This is a genomic window from Streptomyces sp. NPDC042102 (assembly GCF_055582305.1).
In genome coordinates this window covers 540,571-557,862 of record NZ_JBVJDL010000001.1, presented here as the reverse complement: position 1 = coordinate 557,862, position 17,292 = coordinate 540,571, and the positions used below count along the sequence as shown (strand labels likewise).

16 protein-coding genes are annotated in these 17,292 nt (G+C 73.6%); 4 read left to right on the top strand and 12 right to left on the bottom strand.

The genetic code is table 11. The annotated features are described in order from the left end of the window. Positions 1-2: 2 nt before the first annotated feature. From ACZ6KO_RS02295 to ACZ6KO_RS02275, 5 genes are all read right to left on the bottom strand, one after another. A complete protein-coding gene (locus tag ACZ6KO_RS02295; RefSeq protein WP_469298910.1) occupies positions 3-845 on the bottom strand; it encodes a nitrilase-related carbon-nitrogen hydrolase in 843 nt (280 codons plus the stop codon). Positions 846-995: 150 nt separating this feature from the next. Continuing rightward, complete coding sequence (locus ACZ6KO_RS02290; protein WP_469298908.1) at positions 996-2,480, bottom strand: hypothetical protein; 1,485 nt, start codon at positions 2,478-2,480, stop codon at positions 996-998. Positions 2,481-2,538: 58 nt separating this feature from the next. Further along, the gene (locus tag ACZ6KO_RS02285) at positions 2,539-2,919 is read right to left on the bottom strand and encodes a PPOX class F420-dependent oxidoreductase (RefSeq protein ID WP_469298905.1); all 381 of its coding nucleotides are present in this window, start codon (positions 2,917-2,919) and stop codon (positions 2,539-2,541) included. Positions 2,920-2,970: 51 nt separating this feature from the next. Continuing rightward, the gene (locus ACZ6KO_RS02280; RefSeq protein ID WP_469298903.1) at positions 2,971-3,159 is read right to left on the bottom strand and encodes a hypothetical protein; all 189 of its coding nucleotides are present in this window, start codon (positions 3,157-3,159) and stop codon (positions 2,971-2,973) included. A gap of 165 nt (positions 3,160-3,324) precedes the next feature. Beyond that, positions 3,325-3,576, bottom strand: a complete 252-nt coding sequence (locus ACZ6KO_RS02275) for a helix-turn-helix domain-containing protein (RefSeq protein WP_401449811.1) — start codon at positions 3,574-3,576, stop codon at positions 3,325-3,327. A gap of 75 nt (positions 3,577-3,651) precedes the next feature. Between ACZ6KO_RS02275 and map the strand changes: the two genes are divergently transcribed. Continuing rightward, a complete protein-coding gene (map, locus tag ACZ6KO_RS02270; protein ID WP_469298900.1) occupies positions 3,652-4,419 on the top strand; it encodes a type I methionyl aminopeptidase in 768 nt (255 codons plus the stop codon). A gap of 124 nt (positions 4,420-4,543) precedes the next feature. Here the strand turns inward: map and ggt are convergent, their stop codons facing one another. Next, positions 4,544-6,340 carry a gamma-glutamyltransferase gene (gene ggt, locus ACZ6KO_RS02265; protein ID WP_469298897.1) on the bottom strand — a complete coding sequence of 599 codons (1,797 nt, stop codon included), beginning with the start codon at positions 6,338-6,340 and terminating at the stop codon, positions 4,544-4,546. A 98-nt stretch (positions 6,341-6,438) separates the two neighbouring features. Here ggt and ACZ6KO_RS02260 point away from each other — a divergent pair, with 98 nt between their 5' ends. Continuing rightward, complete coding sequence (locus ACZ6KO_RS02260; RefSeq protein ID WP_469298895.1) at positions 6,439-7,164, top strand: hypothetical protein; 726 nt, start codon at positions 6,439-6,441, stop codon at positions 7,162-7,164. Here the strand turns inward: ACZ6KO_RS02260 and ACZ6KO_RS02255 are convergent. The 6 genes from ACZ6KO_RS02255 to ACZ6KO_RS02230 form a co-directional block, all read right to left on the bottom strand. Then, the gene (locus ACZ6KO_RS02255) at positions 7,124-8,458 is read right to left on the bottom strand and encodes a cytochrome P450 (protein ID WP_469298893.1); all 1,335 of its coding nucleotides are present in this window, start codon (positions 8,456-8,458) and stop codon (positions 7,124-7,126) included. The genes ACZ6KO_RS02260 and ACZ6KO_RS02255 overlap by 41 nt on opposite strands. A gap of 68 nt (positions 8,459-8,526) precedes the next feature. Further along, positions 8,527-9,078 (bottom strand): hypothetical protein, encoded by a 552-nt coding sequence (locus ACZ6KO_RS02250; protein WP_469298890.1) that lies wholly within the window; start codon positions 9,076-9,078, stop codon positions 8,527-8,529. Then, complete coding sequence (locus tag ACZ6KO_RS02245) at positions 9,075-10,523, bottom strand: ATP-binding protein (RefSeq protein WP_469298888.1); 1,449 nt, start codon at positions 10,521-10,523, stop codon at positions 9,075-9,077. Before ACZ6KO_RS02245 ends, ACZ6KO_RS02250 begins: the two co-directional genes overlap by 4 nt. A gap of 10 nt (positions 10,524-10,533) precedes the next feature. Then, positions 10,534-11,214 (bottom strand): response regulator, encoded by a 681-nt coding sequence (locus ACZ6KO_RS02240; RefSeq protein ID WP_401449792.1) that lies wholly within the window; start codon positions 11,212-11,214, stop codon positions 10,534-10,536. Between the two features lie 21 nt (positions 11,215-11,235). Continuing rightward, a complete protein-coding gene (murJ, locus tag ACZ6KO_RS02235; RefSeq protein WP_469301476.1) occupies positions 11,236-12,855 on the bottom strand; it encodes a murein biosynthesis integral membrane protein MurJ in 1,620 nt (539 codons plus the stop codon). A 110-nt stretch (positions 12,856-12,965) separates the two neighbouring features. Beyond that, positions 12,966-14,075 (bottom strand): lipid II:glycine glycyltransferase FemX, encoded by a 1,110-nt coding sequence (locus ACZ6KO_RS02230; RefSeq protein ID WP_469301473.1) that lies wholly within the window; start codon positions 14,073-14,075, stop codon positions 12,966-12,968. A 278-nt stretch (positions 14,076-14,353) separates the two neighbouring features. Here ACZ6KO_RS02230 and ACZ6KO_RS02225 point away from each other — a divergent pair, with 278 nt between their 5' ends. Both ACZ6KO_RS02225 and ACZ6KO_RS02220 read left to right on the top strand, forming a co-directional pair. Next, the gene (locus ACZ6KO_RS02225; protein WP_469298886.1) at positions 14,354-15,559 is read left to right on the top strand and encodes a L,D-transpeptidase; all 1,206 of its coding nucleotides are present in this window, start codon (positions 14,354-14,356) and stop codon (positions 15,557-15,559) included. A 123-nt stretch (positions 15,560-15,682) separates the two neighbouring features. Beyond that, the gene (locus ACZ6KO_RS02220) at positions 15,683-17,269 is read left to right on the top strand and encodes a CocE/NonD family hydrolase (RefSeq protein ID WP_469298884.1); all 1,587 of its coding nucleotides are present in this window, start codon (positions 15,683-15,685) and stop codon (positions 17,267-17,269) included. The last annotated feature ends 23 nt before the right edge of the window (positions 17,270-17,292 follow it).

The following is a 17,292-nucleotide window of genomic DNA, read 5'->3' as shown; positions in this document are numbered from 1 at the left end:
GGTCACGGCTGTACGAGCCCTCCGTAGGCGTCGGGGCGGCGGTCGCGGTAGAAGGCCCACTGGGTGCGGACGTCGTCGATCAGGTCGAAGTCGAGGTCGCGGACGAGGAGTTCCTCCTCCTTGTCGCTGGCGGGCTCACCGACGAACTGGCCGCGGGGGTCGACGAAGTAGCTCGTGCCGTAGAAGTCGTTGTCGCCGTACTCCTCCTGGCCGATGCGGTTGATGGCCGCGATGAAGTACTCGTTGGCGACGGCCGCGGCGGGCTGCTCCAGCTGCCACAGGTACGCGGACAGGCCGCGGTGGGTGGCGGAGGGGTTGTAGACGAGCTGCGCGCCTGCCAGCCCCAGCTGGCGCCAGCCCTCCGGGAAGTGGCGGTCGTAGCAGATGTAGACCCCGATCCGGCCGACGGCGGTGTCGAAGACGGGCCAGCCGAGGTTGCCCGGGCGGAAGTAGTACTTCTCCCAGAAGCCCTTGACCTGGGGGATGTGGTGCTTGCGGTACTTGCCGAGGTAGCTTCCGTCGGCGTCGATGACGGCGGCGGTGTTGTAGTAGAAGCCCTGCTTCTCGATCTCGAAGACCGGGACGACGATCACCATGCCGGTCTCGCGGGCGAGATCCTGCATCCGGCGGACGGTCGGGCCGTCCGGGACGGGCTCGGCCCAGCGGTAGTGCTCGGGCTCCTGGACCTGGCAGAAGTAGGGGGCGTTGAACACCTCCTGGAAACCGATGATCTGCGCGCCCTGGGCGGCAGCGGTGCGGGCGTGCTCCTCGTGTTTGGCGATCATCGAGTCGGTGTCGCCGGTCCAGGTGGCCTGGACGAGCGCGGCGCGGACGATGTGGGCCATGAGCTGCTCCTTGCGACGGGACGCCGGCCTCTACGCACGTAGACGATCTGCGTAGGTACGAGACCGTAAGCCCCGTCACACCTCCGGGCAAGACCACCGCGCACGGATGGCGCAATCGATCAAGTTAGGTCCGGCTGCGCCGGGTTGCGGTCAGTCTCTGACCACGCGCAGGGCGTACTGGAGGTCGCGGTGACGTACGTCGGACACCGCGCGCGCGGCGCTCAGCAGGCGCGGGGCGAACCACCGCGGGTCGCGCCGGGCCAGGCGGGCGGCCTCCTCGGCGGTGCGGACGCGGACGAAGGCGTCCAGGAGCACGCCGGCCTCCCGTTCCCGGCCGGCCGCGGCCAGCGTGAGGGCGGCGTCGGCGATCTCGTCGGCCGGGCGTGCGATGCCCTGGCGCAACAGCCGCCCGCAGTCGTCCAGACGGCCCGCCTCGCCGAGCGCGGCGGCGGCCGCGGCCAGCCGATCGGGCGGCAGCGAGGCCGCCTCCCACAGCAGCAGTCCCCAGTCCGCGCCGAGCCCGGCCCGCTCCAGTTCCCCGGCCAGGCCCGGCAGCCGGCCGGCGGGCCAGGCCGCCGCCTCGCAGAGCACTGCGTGGGCCTCTCCGGTGCGGCCCTGGGAGCGCAGGGCGATGAGTTCGGCGACGAGCTCGCCGGTGCTCCGGGCGGCGGCGCCGTCCGGTTCCGGTGCCGGTTGCGGCGCCGGCTGCGATGTCTGCTGCGGAGCCTGCCGCGATGCCTGTTGCGGTGCGGTATCCGGTGCCGGCCACGCTTCCGGGTGCGTGCCGGAGAAGGGGCCGGGGCCGGTACGGGCGGCGGCCGCGGCGGGGTGGCCGAAGCGGGCGCCGCGCGGTCCGGTCGCCGGTGGCGGTATGACCGCGGGCGGGCCGGCGGGTGCCGGTGCGCTGCTGTCGGTGCCGGCGTACCGCGCTCCCCCGGAGCGGCGGCCGGACCGCAGCCGCCGGGCGGCGCCCAGCGAGCGCACCGCGGGTTCGGGGGCGACGACGGCCTCGCCCGGGGCGGCGGCGCGCTGCCGGGGGACGCCGGGCAGCTGCCGCGCGGGGTCGGCCGGTGCCTGGGCGGCGGCTTCCGCGAGGGTCCGGGCGGGGGGTTCGGGCGCCGCGGCCAGCACGCGCAGCCGGTCCGACAGGTCCGCCACGCGGGCGGCGGCGCGGGCCAGGTCGTCGCGGGTCCAGGACAGTTCGTGGGCCAGGAGCTCGCGGTCCGAGGCCTCGGGCCGGTCCGCGCGGGGCCGCCCCGCCGGGCCCGAGGGGGCGGCGGCCGAGAGCCGGGCGGTCAGGGTGCGGACGGCGGCCTCGGCGGCCGCGCGCTCGGCGGCTGCCGAGGCGAGCAGCGCGTGGAGGTCCGCCGCGCCGCCCGGGCGGCGGTCGAAGGCCGTGACCGCCGCCCGCCGCAGGTCCGCGATCCGGTGGGAGTGCCGCTGTGCGAGGTCGGTGCCCCGGGTCGCCGCCAGGTCCTGGAGCAGGGACTCCACGACGTCCCACGGGGGGATCGCGGAGCCGTCCAGACAGGCCCGCACTCCGTCCGGGTCCCGCCGCAGGAATTCGCCGTACCATCCTGCGGCCGGGTCGAGCAGCGCCGTCAACCCGCGTATGTACGCGGCCAGTTCACTCATCGCCGTCTCCATGGAGGGCATTGCATCCCATCCGTGTTACGGGCGGACTACGAGAGTCTCAAAGCTTGACGGCGATCGCGGTGTGCGGACGCTTCCCGCCGCGGGCGATGGTGGCCGGGACGTCGACGATCCAGTACTGCCACGTGTACTTGCGCGACATCATCCGCCGCACCCGCTTCAGGCCCGCCTCGTCCAGCAGCCGGGCCCGCCCCTCCAGGACCGGGGTGCCCTCGTCGAGGCGTCCGCGCACGTCGCACGCGGCGACGGTGACGCGGGGGTTGTTGCGGATCCGCTTGACCTTCCAGGTGTGGGTACGGGTCCACACGAAGAGCTCGCCCGCCTCGGCGACCGCCCACACGGGGGTGGCCACGGGTGTGCCGTCCTTGCGGTAGGTGGTGAGGCTGACGTAACGGCTCCGGGCCAGGTTCTCAAGACTCATGGGCGCGAGGGTAGCCCTCGCCGGTCGACGCCTCCCGGAGCCCGGGAAGGGTCAGCGGCCGGGGGCGGGTGCGGGGGGCCGGTCGGGGCGGGCCGCGGGTTCCCCGGCGCCGGCCGGGGTGCCGCCCCGGGGCGGGGTCCGACCCTCGGGCACCGCGCAGGTGGCGAGCAGCAGCCCGCCGGCGAGGAGCGCGCCGAGGAGGCCGATGCCGAGCTGCTGGGATGCGTTCCTGGCTGACACTCCCTCACCCCTGCCCCGCGCCGGGGCCCGCCGATCACCGATTGGGCCGATCGGCGGGACGGCGAGGCCGGGGTGGGCAGGACAGCGGGTCCGGGCCGGGCGGTCCGGGCGGCTCGGCCCGGGGGCCGGTCCCGGGGCCGGTCCGGGGGCCGGTCAGGGCGGGCGTCAGGCGGGCGCGCAGGCGCAGTGGCTCACGATCTCGTCCATCGACAGGGCGAGGGCCTGGGCGAGGGCGGCCACCGTGAAGAAGGCGGGCGTGGGCGCCCGGCCGGTCTCGATCTTGCGGAGCGTCTCGGCGGAGAGCCCGGCGGCCGCGGCGACCTCGACCATGCTGCGGCCGCCGCGCGCCTGGCGCAGCAGGGCGCCCAGACGCTCGCCGCGCTCGCGTTCCTCGGGAGTCAGGGGGGTACGGACCATGCCCCCCATTCTAATACCGGTCCGGTTGTCCACAAGGGACGTCGGCGGGATTCTTATACCGGTATAGTTATTGGCATGGTGGAACTCAAGACGGATCACGAGATCGACGCGATGCGCGAGGCCGGCCGGGTCGTCGCGCGCGCCCTGGCAGCCGTCCGCGCGAGCGCGCGGGTCGGCAGCTCCCTGCTGGACCTGGACCGGACGGCCCGCGCGGTGCTGCGGGAGGCGGGCGCGAGCTCGCCCTTCCTCGGCTACCGGCCGTCGTTCGCGCCCGTCCCCTTCCCGGCGGTCGTGTGCGCCTCCGTCAACGACGCGATCGTGCACGGCGTCCCGGACGGCTACCGGCTGCGCGACGGCGACCTGGTCAGCGTCGACTGCGGCGCCCGGCTGCGCGGATGGGCGGGGGACGCCGCCGTCAGCTTCACCGTCGGCACGGCCCGCCCCGCCGACCTGCGGCTGATCGGGACGGTCGAGGCCGCCCTGACCGCCGGTATCGAGCAGGCCCGGCCCGGCCGGCGGATCGGGGACATCGCGCACGCCATCGGCAGGGTCGTCCGGTCCGCGGGGTACGGCATACCCGACGGCTTCGGCGGACACGGGATCGGCCGCAGCATGCACGAGGACCCGGGCGTCCCCAACGAGGGGCCGGCGGGGCGCGGCATGAGACTGCGCGCCGGCATGGTGCTCGCGATCGAACCGATGGTGATCGCGGGCGGCACCGACGACTACCGCACCGACGGGGACGGCTGGACCCTGCGGACGGTCGACGGGAGCCGCGCCGCGCACGCGGAGCACACGGTCGCGATCACCGCCGACGGTCCGCGGATCCTGACCGCCCTCTGACCGGCCGGCCCGGCCGGTCAGAGGGCGCGGACGGCCACGGCCGGCCACGGTCACGACTGACGGACGGCCACGGTCACGGCTGGCGGACAGTCACCGCCGACGGGCGGTCAGTCCTGCCCGCCGGTCACGGTTTTCCGTACGGATGGACGACCATCGCCGAACCGCCGCCCCGGCGGGTCTTCTCGGCGGCGGCCAGCCAGCGGCCGTCCGGGAGCCGCTGGACACCGGTGGCGGCCCCGATCTCCGGGTTCTGCCGGAAGCCCTGCCCGAGGGCCTCCAGTTCGGCGCGCAGCGGGCTGTCCCACAGGCCCGGTTCCAGCTCGGTGGTGGTCTGGTTGCGCTGGCTGGCGCGGGGCGCGGCGATCGCCTCGACCAGCGGCAGGCCGCGGTCCAGATGGCCGGTCAGGGTCTGCAGGACGGTGGTGATGATCGTGGCACCGCCCGGGGAGCCGACGGCCAGCAGCGGGCGGCCGTCCTCCAGGACGATGGTCGGGGACATCGAGGAGCGCGGCCGCTTCCCGGGGCCGGGCAGGTTGGGGTCCGGCACGCCGGGGGCGGCCGGGGCGAAGGAGAAGTCGGTCAGCTCGTTGTTCAGGAGGAAGCCGCGGCCGGGCACGGTGATGGCACTGCCGCCGGTGGACTCGATGGTGAGGGTGTAGGAGACCACGTTGCCCCAGCGGTCGGCGACCGTGAGGTGGGTGGTGTTCTCGCCCTCGTAGGTGGTCGGGGCAGCCCGGCCGGAGGTGGCGCAGGGGACGGGGTTGCGCGGATCGCCCGGCGCGAGCGGGCTGGTCAGCGCCCGGTCGGGCGAGATCAGGCAGGCACGCGTGTCGGCGTACCGCTGGGAGAGCAGGGCCTGGGTGGGCACGTCCACGAAGGCCGGGTCGCCGACCCAGCGGCCGCGGTCGGCGAAGGAGATCCGGGAGGCCTCGATGAAGTGGTGCAGGTACTGGGCCTCGGAGAGCCGCGAGAGGTCGGAGCGCTCCAGGATGTTGAGCGCCTCGCCCACGGTGGTGCCGCCCGAGGAGGAGGGAGCCATGCTGTACACGTCCAAGCCCCGGTAGCGGATCCGCGTCGGCTGCTGCCGCTTGGTGCTGTAGGCGCGCAGGTCCCCGGCGGTCAGGTCACCGGCGCGGACGATGCGGGTCGCGGCCGGGTCGACGGGCGGCGTACGGACCGTACGGACGATGTCGTCGGCGATCGGGCCGCGGTACATGGCGCCGGTGCCCTTGCGGGCGATCTCGGCGTACGTGGCGGCGAGGTCGGGGTTCTTGAAGGTGGAGCCGACGACGGGGAGCTGACCACCGGGCAGGAACAGCCGGGACGTGTCCGGGAAGTCCCGGAAGCGGGCCTCGTTGGCCGCGGTCTGGGCACGGAAGGTGGCGTCCACGGTGAAGCCGTCGCGGGCCAGTTTCTCGGCGGGGCGCAGGAGCGGGGCCAGCGGCCGCGAGCCCCAGGCCTCCAGCGCGGTCTTCCAGGTGGCCGGCGTGCCGGGGACGCCGACCGCGCGGCCGCTGGTCTGGCCCTCCGCGAAGGGGATGGGGACGCCGTTCTCCTGGAAGAGGGTCGCGGTGGCCGTGGCGGGGGCGGTCTCGCGGCCGTCGATGGTGTGCACGCGGCGGGAGGAGGCGTCGTAGTAGACGAAGTAGCCGCCTCCGCCGATGCCCGCCGAGTACGGCTCGGTGACGCCGAGCGCCGCGGCGGTGGCGACGGCCGCGTCCACGGCGTTGCCGCCGGAGCGCAGTACGGCGATTCCGGCCGCCGACGCGTCGGCGTCGGCGCTGGCGACGGCCCCGCCGTAGCCGGCGGCGACCGGCACCTTGGGCGGGGTGCCCGCGGACGGCGGCGCGGCGGCGCCGGTGGAGACGAGCGCGCCGGCGAGGGCGACGAGCGCTAACTGACGTGCGGCGGGACGACGCATCCCGTACCTCCCAGTCGACAGCCGGGCCTAGGCTCGGCACTTTAACTTCACCGCACCCCCCACGTCAGGAGCGCGTGGTTGCGGCTACCATCCGCCGCATGAACGACGACGTGCGCAACATCGTGCTCGGGGTGGTGGCCACCGCGATCAGCGGCGGGTTCGGCTGGTTCGCCCGGACCTACTTGTGGCGCCGGGGGCTCCGTCGCAAGCAGGCCTTCTTCGGGCTGCCGACGGGGTCGGACTGCCTGTTCGTCGTCAACCGCCAGATGGGCGGCACGGAGGGGTCGGTGCACCGCAACGACGCGTTCGCGCTGCTGGAGATATCGGCCCTGATCAAGGACTGCGGGGCCACCGTGCAGATCGTCACGCACGACGGGGCGCGCCAGGGCTTCGGCGAGCGCGCCGAGTTCTGCGTCGGCGGCCCGGCCTCCAACGCGCGCACCACCGCCCACCTGGCCTCGATGCTGCCGGGCGTACGCGTCAACCTCGACTCCGAGCCGGGGCCGGACCGGGGCGCGATCCACGTCGGCGGGGAGACGTACCGCTGGGAGAAGGGCACGGTGGAGCACGTGCTGCTGGCGCGGCTGACGAACACGGAGGGCGCCCGCCCGGTGTTCCTGATCTCCGGGCAGACCGCGGTGAGCAACCAGGCGGCCGCCCGCTACCTGGCCCGCCACCACGAGCGCCTGGCCCACCGCCACCGGGGGGCCTCGTTCGCGCTGGTGCTCAAGGTGGTCAACTCCCAGGCGTACGGCCCGGACGTGACCGAGCTGGTCGCGGACGTCACCCGGGCCGCCCGGACACCCGAAGCGGCAGCCGTGTGATCCCGTTGATGAAGTTGGACACCAGCCGGCGCGGCGGGCCCGCCAGTTCCGGCGCGGGCATGGCGGCGGTCCACTCCTCGTGCAGGACGCGCAGCTGAAGCCGGGCGAAGTGCGCGCCGAGGCAGACGTGCGGTCCGTCGCCGAAGGAGACGTGCGGGTTGGGGGTGCGGGCCAGGTCGAGGCGTTCGGGGTCGGCGAAGACCCGTTCGTCGTGGTTGGCGGCGGCGTGGAAGACGACCACCTTGTCCCCGGCGCGAAGGGTCCGGCCGGCGAGTTCGGTGTCGACGGCGGCGGTCCGGCGGAAGCTGAGCACCGGCGGGTGGACCCGCAGGAGTTCCTCGACGGCACGTCCGACGGGGACCCGGCCATCGGCGAGCAGCCGGTGGGCGCCGGGCTCGCGGGCCAGCGCCAGCAGCCCGCCCGGGGCGGCGCTGCGCACGGTGTCGTTGCCCGCGACGGTGAGCAGGAAGAAGAACATCTTCAGTTCGGCCTCGTCCAGCCCGCCCGTGGCCAGCACGCTCATCAGGTCGTCGGCCGGGTGGTCCCGCTTGTGGGCGGCCAGTTCGCGGGCGTAGTCGAACATCTCGCCCAGCAGGGCGGGTGAGCGCGGATTCAGCGGCTTGCCGTCGGGGCCGAGCAGGGGCGCGGGCGCGTCCTCGGGGTCCTGGTAGCCGATGATCCGTACGGTCCACTCCAGCAGCAGGCCCCGGTCGGCGGGCGGTACGCCCATCAGGTCGGCGAGGTTGAGCAGGGCGTACTCGTCGGTGACGGTGCGCACCACGTCGGCGCTGCCGTCCTCGGCGCCGTCGCGGGCGGCGCGCAGCAGGGTACGGGCCCGCTCGCGCACCCGGTGTTCGAAGGCGTCGACGCGCGCGGGGGTGAAGGCGCGGGAGACCAGCCGGCGCAGCCGCCCGTGACCGGGAGGGTCCTGGTTGAGCATGGTGCGCCGGATGAAGGGCAGGTCGGCCGGGTCGGGGTCGCGGATCTGGGTCGCGCCCAGGTGGGAGGAGAAGGTGCGGTGGTCGCGCAGGACGCGGACCACGTCGGCGTGCCGGGTCACCGCCCAGAACCCGGGCCCGGCGGGCCAGCCCAGCACCTCCGGCTCGGCCTGCCGGGCGACGGGGTGCCGATCGCGCAGCCGCCGGTAGCGCGCGAGCGGGAGGCCCTCGGCGTACAGACGCGGGTCGAAGACGTCCGGCACGTCCGCATCGTCGGCGGCGTCGGATGCGACATCGTCCGCGGCGGCGGGTACGGCGTCGGCGGGGGCCCCGGCATCCGGTGCGACGTGATCCATGGGGCCACGGTGGGGCGCGGGACGCACCGTGCGCAAGGCCGCGTACGCCGACGGCACGCCGGGGACGTTCAGAGCCGGCAGCGCTCGGCGTCGAGATCGCCGTCCGGGCCGGTGAGCACGACCTCGGTGTCCTGACCCGGCCGTGCGGCGTGGGCGACCGTGCACACCAGCTGCCGCCGGGCGGGCCGGGACAGCGGCTCGACCGGGAAGAACAGCCTCACCCGCATGGTGGCGGGGTCGATGGTCTCCACGCCCCAGGAGGCACCGGCCACGGTGTCCACCGGGGGCAGTTCGGTGTGCAGTCCGGCCGCCCAGTCCTCGTCCGTGGGGCCGCGCAGCAGCCGGTGCAGCACCTCGGAGGCCGGCATCGGCAGCGTGCTCCGGCGCGCGGCGGGCATCAGCCGGCCCTCGGGCGAGAGGAAGTACACGAAGGCGGTCTCCGGGCCCACGGGCACACTGACGGTGGCCGGGGCACCGGCCTCGATCGCGCTGGTGGGCTTGATGCCGCAGCCGGACAGCAGTGCCCCGGCCAGTGCGACGGCCACGGCGGCGGCCACGGCGGCCCTCCCGCCGCGCACGCCGGCCGCCCGGTTCCGGGGACGCGGGCGCGCGCTCGTCATGGGCCGGCCTCCAGCGGCATCTCCACGGTGAACACCGCTCCCCCGGCCGGCGCGTTGCCGGCGCGGACGGTGCCTCCGTGCAGGTGGATGTTCTCCCTGGTGATCGCCAGCCCCAGCCCGGAGCCGGCGGACCGGGTCCGGGCGGCGTCGGCCTTGTAGAAGCGGTCGAAGATGTGCGGCAGGACCGAGTCGGCGATCCCGGGGCCGCTGTCGGCGACCCGCAGGGTCAGCCAGGGCCCGCCGGGCCGGAACTCGGCGCGCGCGGAGACCCGTACCGGGGCGTCCCCGTGCTTGAGGGCGTTGCCGACGAGGTTGGCGAGGACCACGTCGAAGCGGCGCGGATCGAGCCGGGCCCGGACCCCCTGCGGCAGGTCGGTCACCACCCGCCCGTCGTTCCAGTGGCGGCGCTCCAGGGTCTTGCCCACCGCCTCGGCGACGTCCACGTCGTCGAGGTTGAGCTCGGCGGCCCGGGCGTCGAAGCGGGAGATCTCCATCAGGTCCTCGACGAGGACGGCCAGCTTGCCGGTCTCGGTGCTGATCAGCCGCAGTGCCTTGGCGGTGTCGGGGCCGAGGACGTCGGCCTCCTCGTCGAGGACCTCGGTGACGGCGAGCATCCCGGCGAGCGGGGTGCGCAGCTCGTGGGAGACGTCGGAGGCGAACCGGCGGGCCCGGGCCTCGGCCTGCCGCAGGTCCTCGACGGACGTCTCCAGGGCGCCCGCGGTCTCGTTGAAGGTACGGGCGAGCCCGGCGAGTTCGTCGGCGCCGCGGACCTCGATCCGGGTGTCCAGCCGGCCGAGTCCCAGCCGTTGCGCGGCCTTGCGCAGGTCACGGACGGGGCGCAGCACGCTGCGGGCGGCGAGCAGGGCCGGGACGAGCGCGATGGCCAGGCCCGGCAGGGCCCCGGTGCGGGCGGCGTCGACCATCAGGTCGACGGTCCGCTTCTCGGTCTGCATCGGCATGACCGCGTAGAAGACGAGTCCGGTGGGCCGGGTGCCCTTGTCGACGGTGAAGACGGCGGGCATGGCGACGACGAGCACGGGGGTGCCGGCGTCGCTGCGCACCCGCTGGAAGACACCGTGCGGATGGGTGAGCACCTGGGTGCGCAGGGCGTCGCTGATGTGCCGGGAGGTGGCCGGGCCGCCGACGTTGGAGGTGGCCCGCAGGCCGCCGTACTCGCCGTAGACGACCCAGGGGTTGGGCTTGCCGCGCCGGCCGATCTCGGAGACCTCGCGCTGGAGCGACTGCTGGTCGAACGGCAGCTGGACCGACAGGCTCTCGGTCAGGTCGCGCAGGGTGCCCACCGCGGTGTCCTGGCTCTGCTTGAGGATGGCGGTCCGCGCCTCCCGGTAGGTCAGGGCGGCGGTGGTGACCGCGCTGATCGCGGCGACCAGCAGGAACGCCGCGACCAGGCGGGTGCGCAGGCCGAGCGGGGCTATGCGGGGCACGGGCGGCCCCTCACAGCGGTCCGAAGCGGTAGCCGAAGCCGCGCACGGTCTGGATGTATCGGGGGCTGCCGGAACTGTCCTCGATCTTGTGGCGCAGCCGCCGTACGCAGGCGTCGACGAGCCGGGCGTCGGCGTGGTAGCTGTGCTCCCACACGTATTCGAGGAGCTGCTGGCGGCTGAAGACCTGCTCGGGCGAGGCGGACAGGTGCAGCAGCAGCTTGAGCTCGCTGGGGGCGAGGGCGACGCGGTCGCCGTTCTTGGCGACGGTCAGTCCGGCCCGGTCGACGGCGAGCTCGCCGTGGAACTCGATGCCGGGCCGGGCCGCCGGGTCGTACAGGCGGCGCAGGACCGCCTTGATCCGGGCCTCTATCACCTCGGTGCGGGCGGGCTTGACGATGTAGTCGTCGGCCCCGGCCTCCAGGCCGACGACGATGTCGAAGTCGTCGCCGCGCGCGGTCAGCATGATGATGGGCACCTGGCTGGTCTCGCGGATGCGGCGGCAGACCTGGACGCCGTTGATCCCGGGGAGCATCAGGTCGAGGAGGACCAGTTCGGGCCGGAACGCGGCGAGCCGCGCCAGGCCCTCCTCACCGGTCTCGGCCGCGCTCACGTCGTGGCCGCGGCGGCGCAGGCCCAGGCCCACCCCTTCCCGTACGGACGGGTCGTCCTCGATGAGCAGTACGCGTGGCATCCGGTCAGTGTCCCCAGGTGGTCATGGCGTTTCCTGGCGCCGTCGGCCGATACGGCGGCGCAGGGAGTCCAGCGGTTCGGTGATCTCGGCCAGCCTCAGGGGCCGGGCGAGGAGTACGACGACGGCGGCGATCACCACGGTTCCCGCGCCGGCCGCGGCGAGGTCGCCGCCGCCGGCGGCGGCGCGCGCGGCGGCGTACCCGGCGGCGCCGGCGGGCAGGCAGGCGGCCAGCAGCCGCAGGTGGGTGCCCAGGGCCGTGGCCCGGCGCCCGGCGCGGGCGGCGCCGCGCGGGCCCAGGCGGCGGGCGAGGGCGTACGCGGTGACGGCCATGCCGGTGGCGAAGGCGACGGAGGAGGCGGCGGCCATGCCGGTGACCGCCCAGCGCGGTGGCAGCGCGACATACGCGGCGGCGGAGAGCGCCGCGTTCGAGGCGGCGATGACCAGGTTGAGGAAGAACGGGGTCCGGGTGTCGGAGAGGGCGTAGAAGCCGCGCGAGAGCACGTACTGGCCGGAGAAGGCGATCAGGCCGGGCGCGAACGCGACCAGCATGCCCGCCATGACCTCGATGTCGGCGGCGCCGGTGCGCCCGTACTCGAAGACGCTGCCGATCACCCAGGGGGCCAGCACCGCGAAGACGCAGGCGGCGGGGACGACGAGGGCGGCGCTGGAGCGCAGCGCGGAGGAGACGTCGCGGCGTACGGCGCCCAGGTCGCCGTCGGTGGCGGCGGAGCTCATGCGGGGCATGAGGGCGGTGACGAGGGAGACGGTGATGATGCCCTGGGGGACGATCCACAGCTGGTACGCGTTGCTGTAGGCGGTGTAGCCCGCGCCGCCCGCGACACCGGTCTCGGCGGCCACCCGGCCGGTGGTGGTGGACAGGCGCGTGACGACCCAGTAGGCGATCTGGTTGGTGAGGACCAGCAGGACCGTCCAGCCGGCGTTGCGCAGCGGGCGGGCCAGGCCGCTGCCGCGCCAGTCGAAACGGGGGCGCCAGCGGAAGCCGGCGGCGCGCAGCGAGGGGATCAGGGCGAGGGCCTGGACGACGATGCCGGCGGTGGTGCCCCAGCCGAGCAGCCGGGTGTCGGCCGCGCTCATGCCGTCGGCGGTGTCGTGCGCGAGCAGGAGGAACAGCCCGAAGACGCCGATGATCACCAGGTTGTTCAGGACCGGCGTCCACATCATCGCGCCGAACCGGCCGCGTGCGTTCAGCACCTGCCCGAGGACGGTGAACAGGCCGTAGAAGAGGATCTGCGGCAGGCAGTAGCGGGCCAGCGCCAGGGTGGTGTCCGCCTGGGCGCCGGTGTAGTCGGTGTACGCCGAGACGATCAGCGGAGCCGCGAGGACCGCGACGGCGGTGAGCGCCACCAGGGCGACCGTGCACGCGGTCAGCAGCCGGTCGGTGTAGGCGGCGCCGCCGTCGGCGTGCTCCTTGGCGGCCCTGACCAGTTCGGGGACGAAGACGGCGTTGAGGGCGCCGCCGATGAGCAGCATGTAGATGATGTTGGGCACCGTGTTGGCGACGGCGTAGCCGTCGCCGAGCAGGCCGGTGCCGAGGGCTGCGACCACGACCGCGGAGCGGATGAATCCGGTGGCGCGGGAGACGATCGAGCCGGCCGCCATGACGGCGCCGCTGCGCAGCACCGAGCTCTTCGCCGGGGTCTTCGCCGGGCTCGCATGGGCGGTGTCGGTGGCGGTGTCGGTGGCGCGGGCGGTGTCGGAGGCGGCCGCGGAACGGGCGGGCGCGGGCGCCGTCACCGGCGGGCCAGGTAGGCCTGGAAGGCCTTGTAGAGGGCCGTGTTGGCGTAGCCGTCCATCGGGGTCTCCCACTCTCCGAGCGTCTCGACGACCTGCCCGCCGGTGCCGAGCTTCCAGCGCAGCAACCCGAATGAACGTTCGCTGGGGTCAAGGGTGGAGGGTACCCCGCGCATGTCGTACTCCTCGGCACCCAGCGCGTGGGCGTCGCACAGCATGCGCCACTGCAGGGCGTTGCTGGGGCGGACCTCGCGGCGGTGGTCGGCGGAGGCGCCGGTCTGGTACCAGACCCGCTTCCCGGCCACGATCATGGTGTGCGCGGCGAGGACCTCGCCCTGGTGCCTGGCCAGGTAGAGCCGCATGCGGCCGGGCGCCTCGGCGTTGAGGACCTCGTACTGCTGCTGGTAGTACCCCAGGGAGCGGCCGAGCCGGAAGCCGTCGCGCTCCTCGGTGATCCGCAGCAGCCGGTAGAACTCGGGCAGGTCGGCGGCGCTGCCCGGGACCATCTCGACACCGGCCTTCTCGGCCCTGCGCACGTTACGGCGCCACTCCTGGTTCAGTCCGGCCCACAGGCCGTCCACGGTGCGGCCGGCGAGCGGGACACGGAAGACGTGGCGGGGCTGGGCGTCGCCGTCGGACTCGCCGCCGCAGCGCTGCCAGCCGCGGGCGCGCAGCCGGTCGGCGACGGCGCTGCCGAGCGGGTCCACCTCGCTGGCGAGCACGTCGGACAGCCGGCGCCCGGGCCCGGCGGCGGCCTTGACGGTGGCCGCGTCCCAGCGCCGGTAGGCGGGGGTGGGACCGATGCGTACGGCGAAGGCGCCGGCGGCGCGCAGGTGGCGCAACAGCGGGTCCAGCCAGCGGTCGACGTGCGGGTCGGCCCAGTCGGCGACGGGCCCTTCGGGAAGGTAGGCGAAGTATTTGCGGGTGCCGGGGAATTGGCGATAGAGAACGAGGGCGCCCCCGGCGAGTTCCCCCGACGGCAAGTGCCATCCGACCCTTTCCGAGCGCCAGAGGTCCTTTACCCCGGCCCAGGACGGGTACTGCAGAAAGCTCGCCCGGCCGTGCCGCGCGAGAAGGGCGAGGTACTCCGGGACCGGCAGGGTGCGCACGGCGAGCGCCTGGCCCTCGCGCGGGTCCTGATGCTGCTGGGCGGGGGTCACGAGCAGAGCGCACACGGCTGTCGGCCTTCCTCTGGTTCCGGAATCGTCAGAGGACTCTCACAGCCGCCCGTGACCGGTGTGCGCGGCGATTGTGACCGGACGATGACCGTTTTGCTGCGGTCCATGTCACAACCGAATGTGCCGATATTTTCCGAGGAATGGGCAACCTAAAGTCGGGGCGTCCGCATCCTTCTTTGCGGAACATCATTGCTTCGGAGGGGTTTTCGTTGAGCCGCACACGCCGTACCGCACGCCAGGCCGCCGTCGCGGGGGCCGCACTCCTGGTCGCCGCCCTGACCGCCTCGTGTTCCGGCGGGTCCGGCGGGTCGGGTGACGACAAGGGCGAGACGAAGAAGAAGGACATGGCCATCTCCGTGAACCTGACGGGGGAACAGGTCAAGGCGGGCGAGCCGGTGAAGGTGTCACTGGCCGAGGGGAAGTTCTCGCTGGTCAAGGTGGTCGACGGCAAGGGCGGCGAACTGCCGGGCCAGATAGCCGCCGACGGGAGGACGTGGACCTCCGAGCGCAACGCCGCCCCGGGCACGGACTACAAGGTCGAGGCGCAGAACACCGACAGCCAGAGCGCCACGGCCCAGTTCAAGACCACCGCGGCCGACAAGGTGAACAAGGTCACCATCGTCCCGGGCAAGGCCAGCGGCGGGACGGTGGGCATCGCCCAGCCGGTCTCGCTGGTGTTCGACAACCCGGTGAAGAACAAGGCCGAGGTGGAGAAGCAGCTCAAGGTCACCACCTCGAACGGCACCGAGGGCTCGTGGGGCTGGTTCAAGGACTACACCGGCGCGGACCGGGTGGACTGGCGGCCCAAGGAGTACTGGAAGTCCGGCACCGAGGTGAAGGTGCAGATGAACCTCAACGGTGTCGACTCCGGTGCCGGCGGCGGGTACTTCGTCCGGGACTACAACACCGAGTTCAAGATCGGGAAGGACCGTCGGATGACGGTCGACCTCGACACCAAGAAGATGACGGTGACCGAGGACGGCAAGGCGGTGAAGACGATCCCCGTCTCGGCGGGCACGCCGGGCGGGAAGAAGGCCTCCTGGTCCGGGAAGATGGTGCTGATGACCAAGGAGGGCACCATCCGGATGGACTCCCAGACGGTGGGCCTGGGCGACTCCTACGACAAGATGGTCGACTACTCGATGCGGGTGACCTGGTCGGGCATGTACATCCACGCCGCGCCCTGGAACGCGGGCGTCTTCGGCCGCGCCAACACCAGCTCGGGCTGCGTGGGCATGAGCGACGCCGACGCCAAGGACCTGTTCGCCGAGGCGCAGGTCGGTGACCTGGTGGAGGTGACCGGCGACGGTTCCAAGGGCCAGGCCGAGATCGGCAACGGCTACGGCGAGTGGAACCTGACCTGGGAGCAGTGGAAGGCGAAGAGCGCACTCGGCGGCACCCCGCAGAACGGCTGATACGCACGGCCTCCGTTCGGCCAATCGTTACCACCGCGTAACTTACCGATGGGTTACCTTCAGTAATCCGCTCCCGTTACCGTCGGGTCACTTTGACAACCCGGCGCACACGAGGAGCGATTGATGGACCGCACCACCACCGCCGCTGCCGTGGCGGCCGTGCTGACCGTCGCCGCGCTGGGCCTGGCCCCCCACCAGGCCCAGGCGGCGACGCCGGCCGTCCCGGCAGCCGCCGCCACCGGTTCGCCGGCGGTCACCTTCCACGACATCCCGGGCTCCGGCGGGATCACCCTCAAGGGCAACGTCTTCACACCGGCCGGCGCCCAGCCCGGCCGGACGTACCCGCTGATCGTTCTGCCGACCAGCTGGGGCATGCCCCAGATCGAATACATCGCGCAGGCCAGAAAACTCGCCGACTCCGGCTACGTCGTGGTCAGTTACACCTCCCGCGGCTTCTGGCTCTCCGGCGGGCAGATCGAGGTCGCGGGCCCGCCCGACATCGCCGACGTCTCCGCCGTCATCGACTGGGCCCTCGCCCGCACCCCCGCCGACGCCGCGCGCGTCGGGGTCGGCGGCGTCAGCTACGGCGCGGGCATCAGCCTGCTGGCCTCCGCATACGACAGCCGCATCAAGGCCGTGGTCGCCCTCAGCGGCTGGGCCGACCTGATCGAGTCCATCTACTCCGGCCGCACCCAGCACCTCCAGGCCGCCGGCATGCTGGGCGCCGCCGGCTACCTCACCGGCCGCCCCGGCCCCGAACTCCAGCAGATCCTCGGGGACTTCCTCGGCTCGAACCTGGCCAGGGAGGCGGACATGATCGAGTGGGGGCGGAAGCGGTCCCCCGCCGCCCAGGTCGAACGCATCAACGCGGGCGGCGCCGCCGTCATGCTGGGCAACGCCTGGGGCGACACCATCTTCCCGCCGAACCAGTACGCCGCGTTCTACGAGCGGCTGACCGGGCCCAAGCGGCTGGAGTTCCGCCCCGGCGACCACGCCACCGCCGAGGCCACCGGGCTGCTGGGACTGCCCAACGACACCTGGACCAGCGCGCACCGCTGGTTCGACCGCTACCTCAAGGGCACCGACAACGGCATCGACCGCGAGCGGCCGGTCCAGATCAAGTCCCGCAGCACCGGGGGCTACGAGGGCTACGCCGACTGGAAGTCGGTGGGCGCGGCGGGCACCGAGCGCCTGGAACTGGGCGATTCCGAGCACGTCTTCGCGGGCGTCGACTCCGGCGCCAACGGCGGCGTCCTGTTCCTCTCCAGCGTCCTGGACCAGTTCGTCAAGGCGCCGCCCACCGCCTCCATCCCGCTGCTCCCCCGCTCCTTCGCCGCTGTGTGGCAGTCCGGGCGCTACGCCGAGGACCGGCGGGTGCGCGGCACCGCCAGGCTGCACACCACGGTCACGCCCACGAAGTCCGACGGCACCTTCGTCGCCTACCTCTACGACGTCGGCCCGCTCGGCATCGGCAAACTCGTCAGCAACGCCCCGTACACCTTCCACGGCAAGGCCCCCGGCCAGCCCTTCGCGGTGGACCTGGAGCTCTTCTCCACCGCCTACGACGTGCCCGCGGGCCACCGGCTGGCGCTGGTGATCGACACCGTCGACCCGCTGTACATCGAGCACAACCCCACCGGCGCGCAGCTGACCTTCTCCTCGCCGAAGACCGATCCCTCGTACCTCTCGGTCCCCTTGCGCGAGCAGTGATCACCGACTGCTGCCGGACGGGG

Bases quoted from the DNA above. Each gene is read 5' to 3' on its own strand.
- ACZ6KO_RS02295 (WP_469298910.1), bottom strand. From the start codon at position 845: ATGGCCCACATCGTCCGCGCCGCGCTCGTCCAGGCCACCTGGACCGGC.
- ACZ6KO_RS02290 (WP_469298908.1), bottom strand. From the start codon at position 2,480: ATGAGTGAACTGGCCGCGTACATACGCGGGTTGACGGCGCTGCTCGAC.
- ACZ6KO_RS02285 (WP_469298905.1), bottom strand. From the start codon at position 2,919: ATGAGTCTTGAGAACCTGGCCCGGAGCCGTTACGTCAGCCTCACCACC.
- ACZ6KO_RS02275 (WP_401449811.1), bottom strand. From the start codon at position 3,576: ATGGTCCGTACCCCCCTGACTCCCGAGGAACGCGAGCGCGGCGAGCGT.
- map (WP_469298900.1), top strand. From the start codon at position 3,652: ATGGTGGAACTCAAGACGGATCACGAGATCGACGCGATGCGCGAGGCC.
- ggt (WP_469298897.1), bottom strand. From the start codon at position 6,340: ATGCGTCGTCCCGCCGCACGTCAGTTAGCGCTCGTCGCCCTCGCCGGC.
- ACZ6KO_RS02260 (WP_469298895.1), top strand. From the start codon at position 6,439: ATGAACGACGACGTGCGCAACATCGTGCTCGGGGTGGTGGCCACCGCG.
- ACZ6KO_RS02255 (WP_469298893.1), bottom strand. From the start codon at position 8,458: ATGGATCACGTCGCACCGGATGCCGGGGCCCCCGCCGACGCCGTACCC.
- ACZ6KO_RS02250 (WP_469298890.1), bottom strand. From the start codon at position 9,078: ATGACGAGCGCGCGCCCGCGTCCCCGGAACCGGGCGGCCGGCGTGCGC.
- ACZ6KO_RS02240 (WP_401449792.1), bottom strand. From the start codon at position 11,214: ATGCCACGCGTACTGCTCATCGAGGACGACCCGTCCGTACGGGAAGGG.
- ACZ6KO_RS02220 (WP_469298884.1), top strand. From the start codon at position 15,683: ATGGACCGCACCACCACCGCCGCTGCCGTGGCGGCCGTGCTGACCGTC.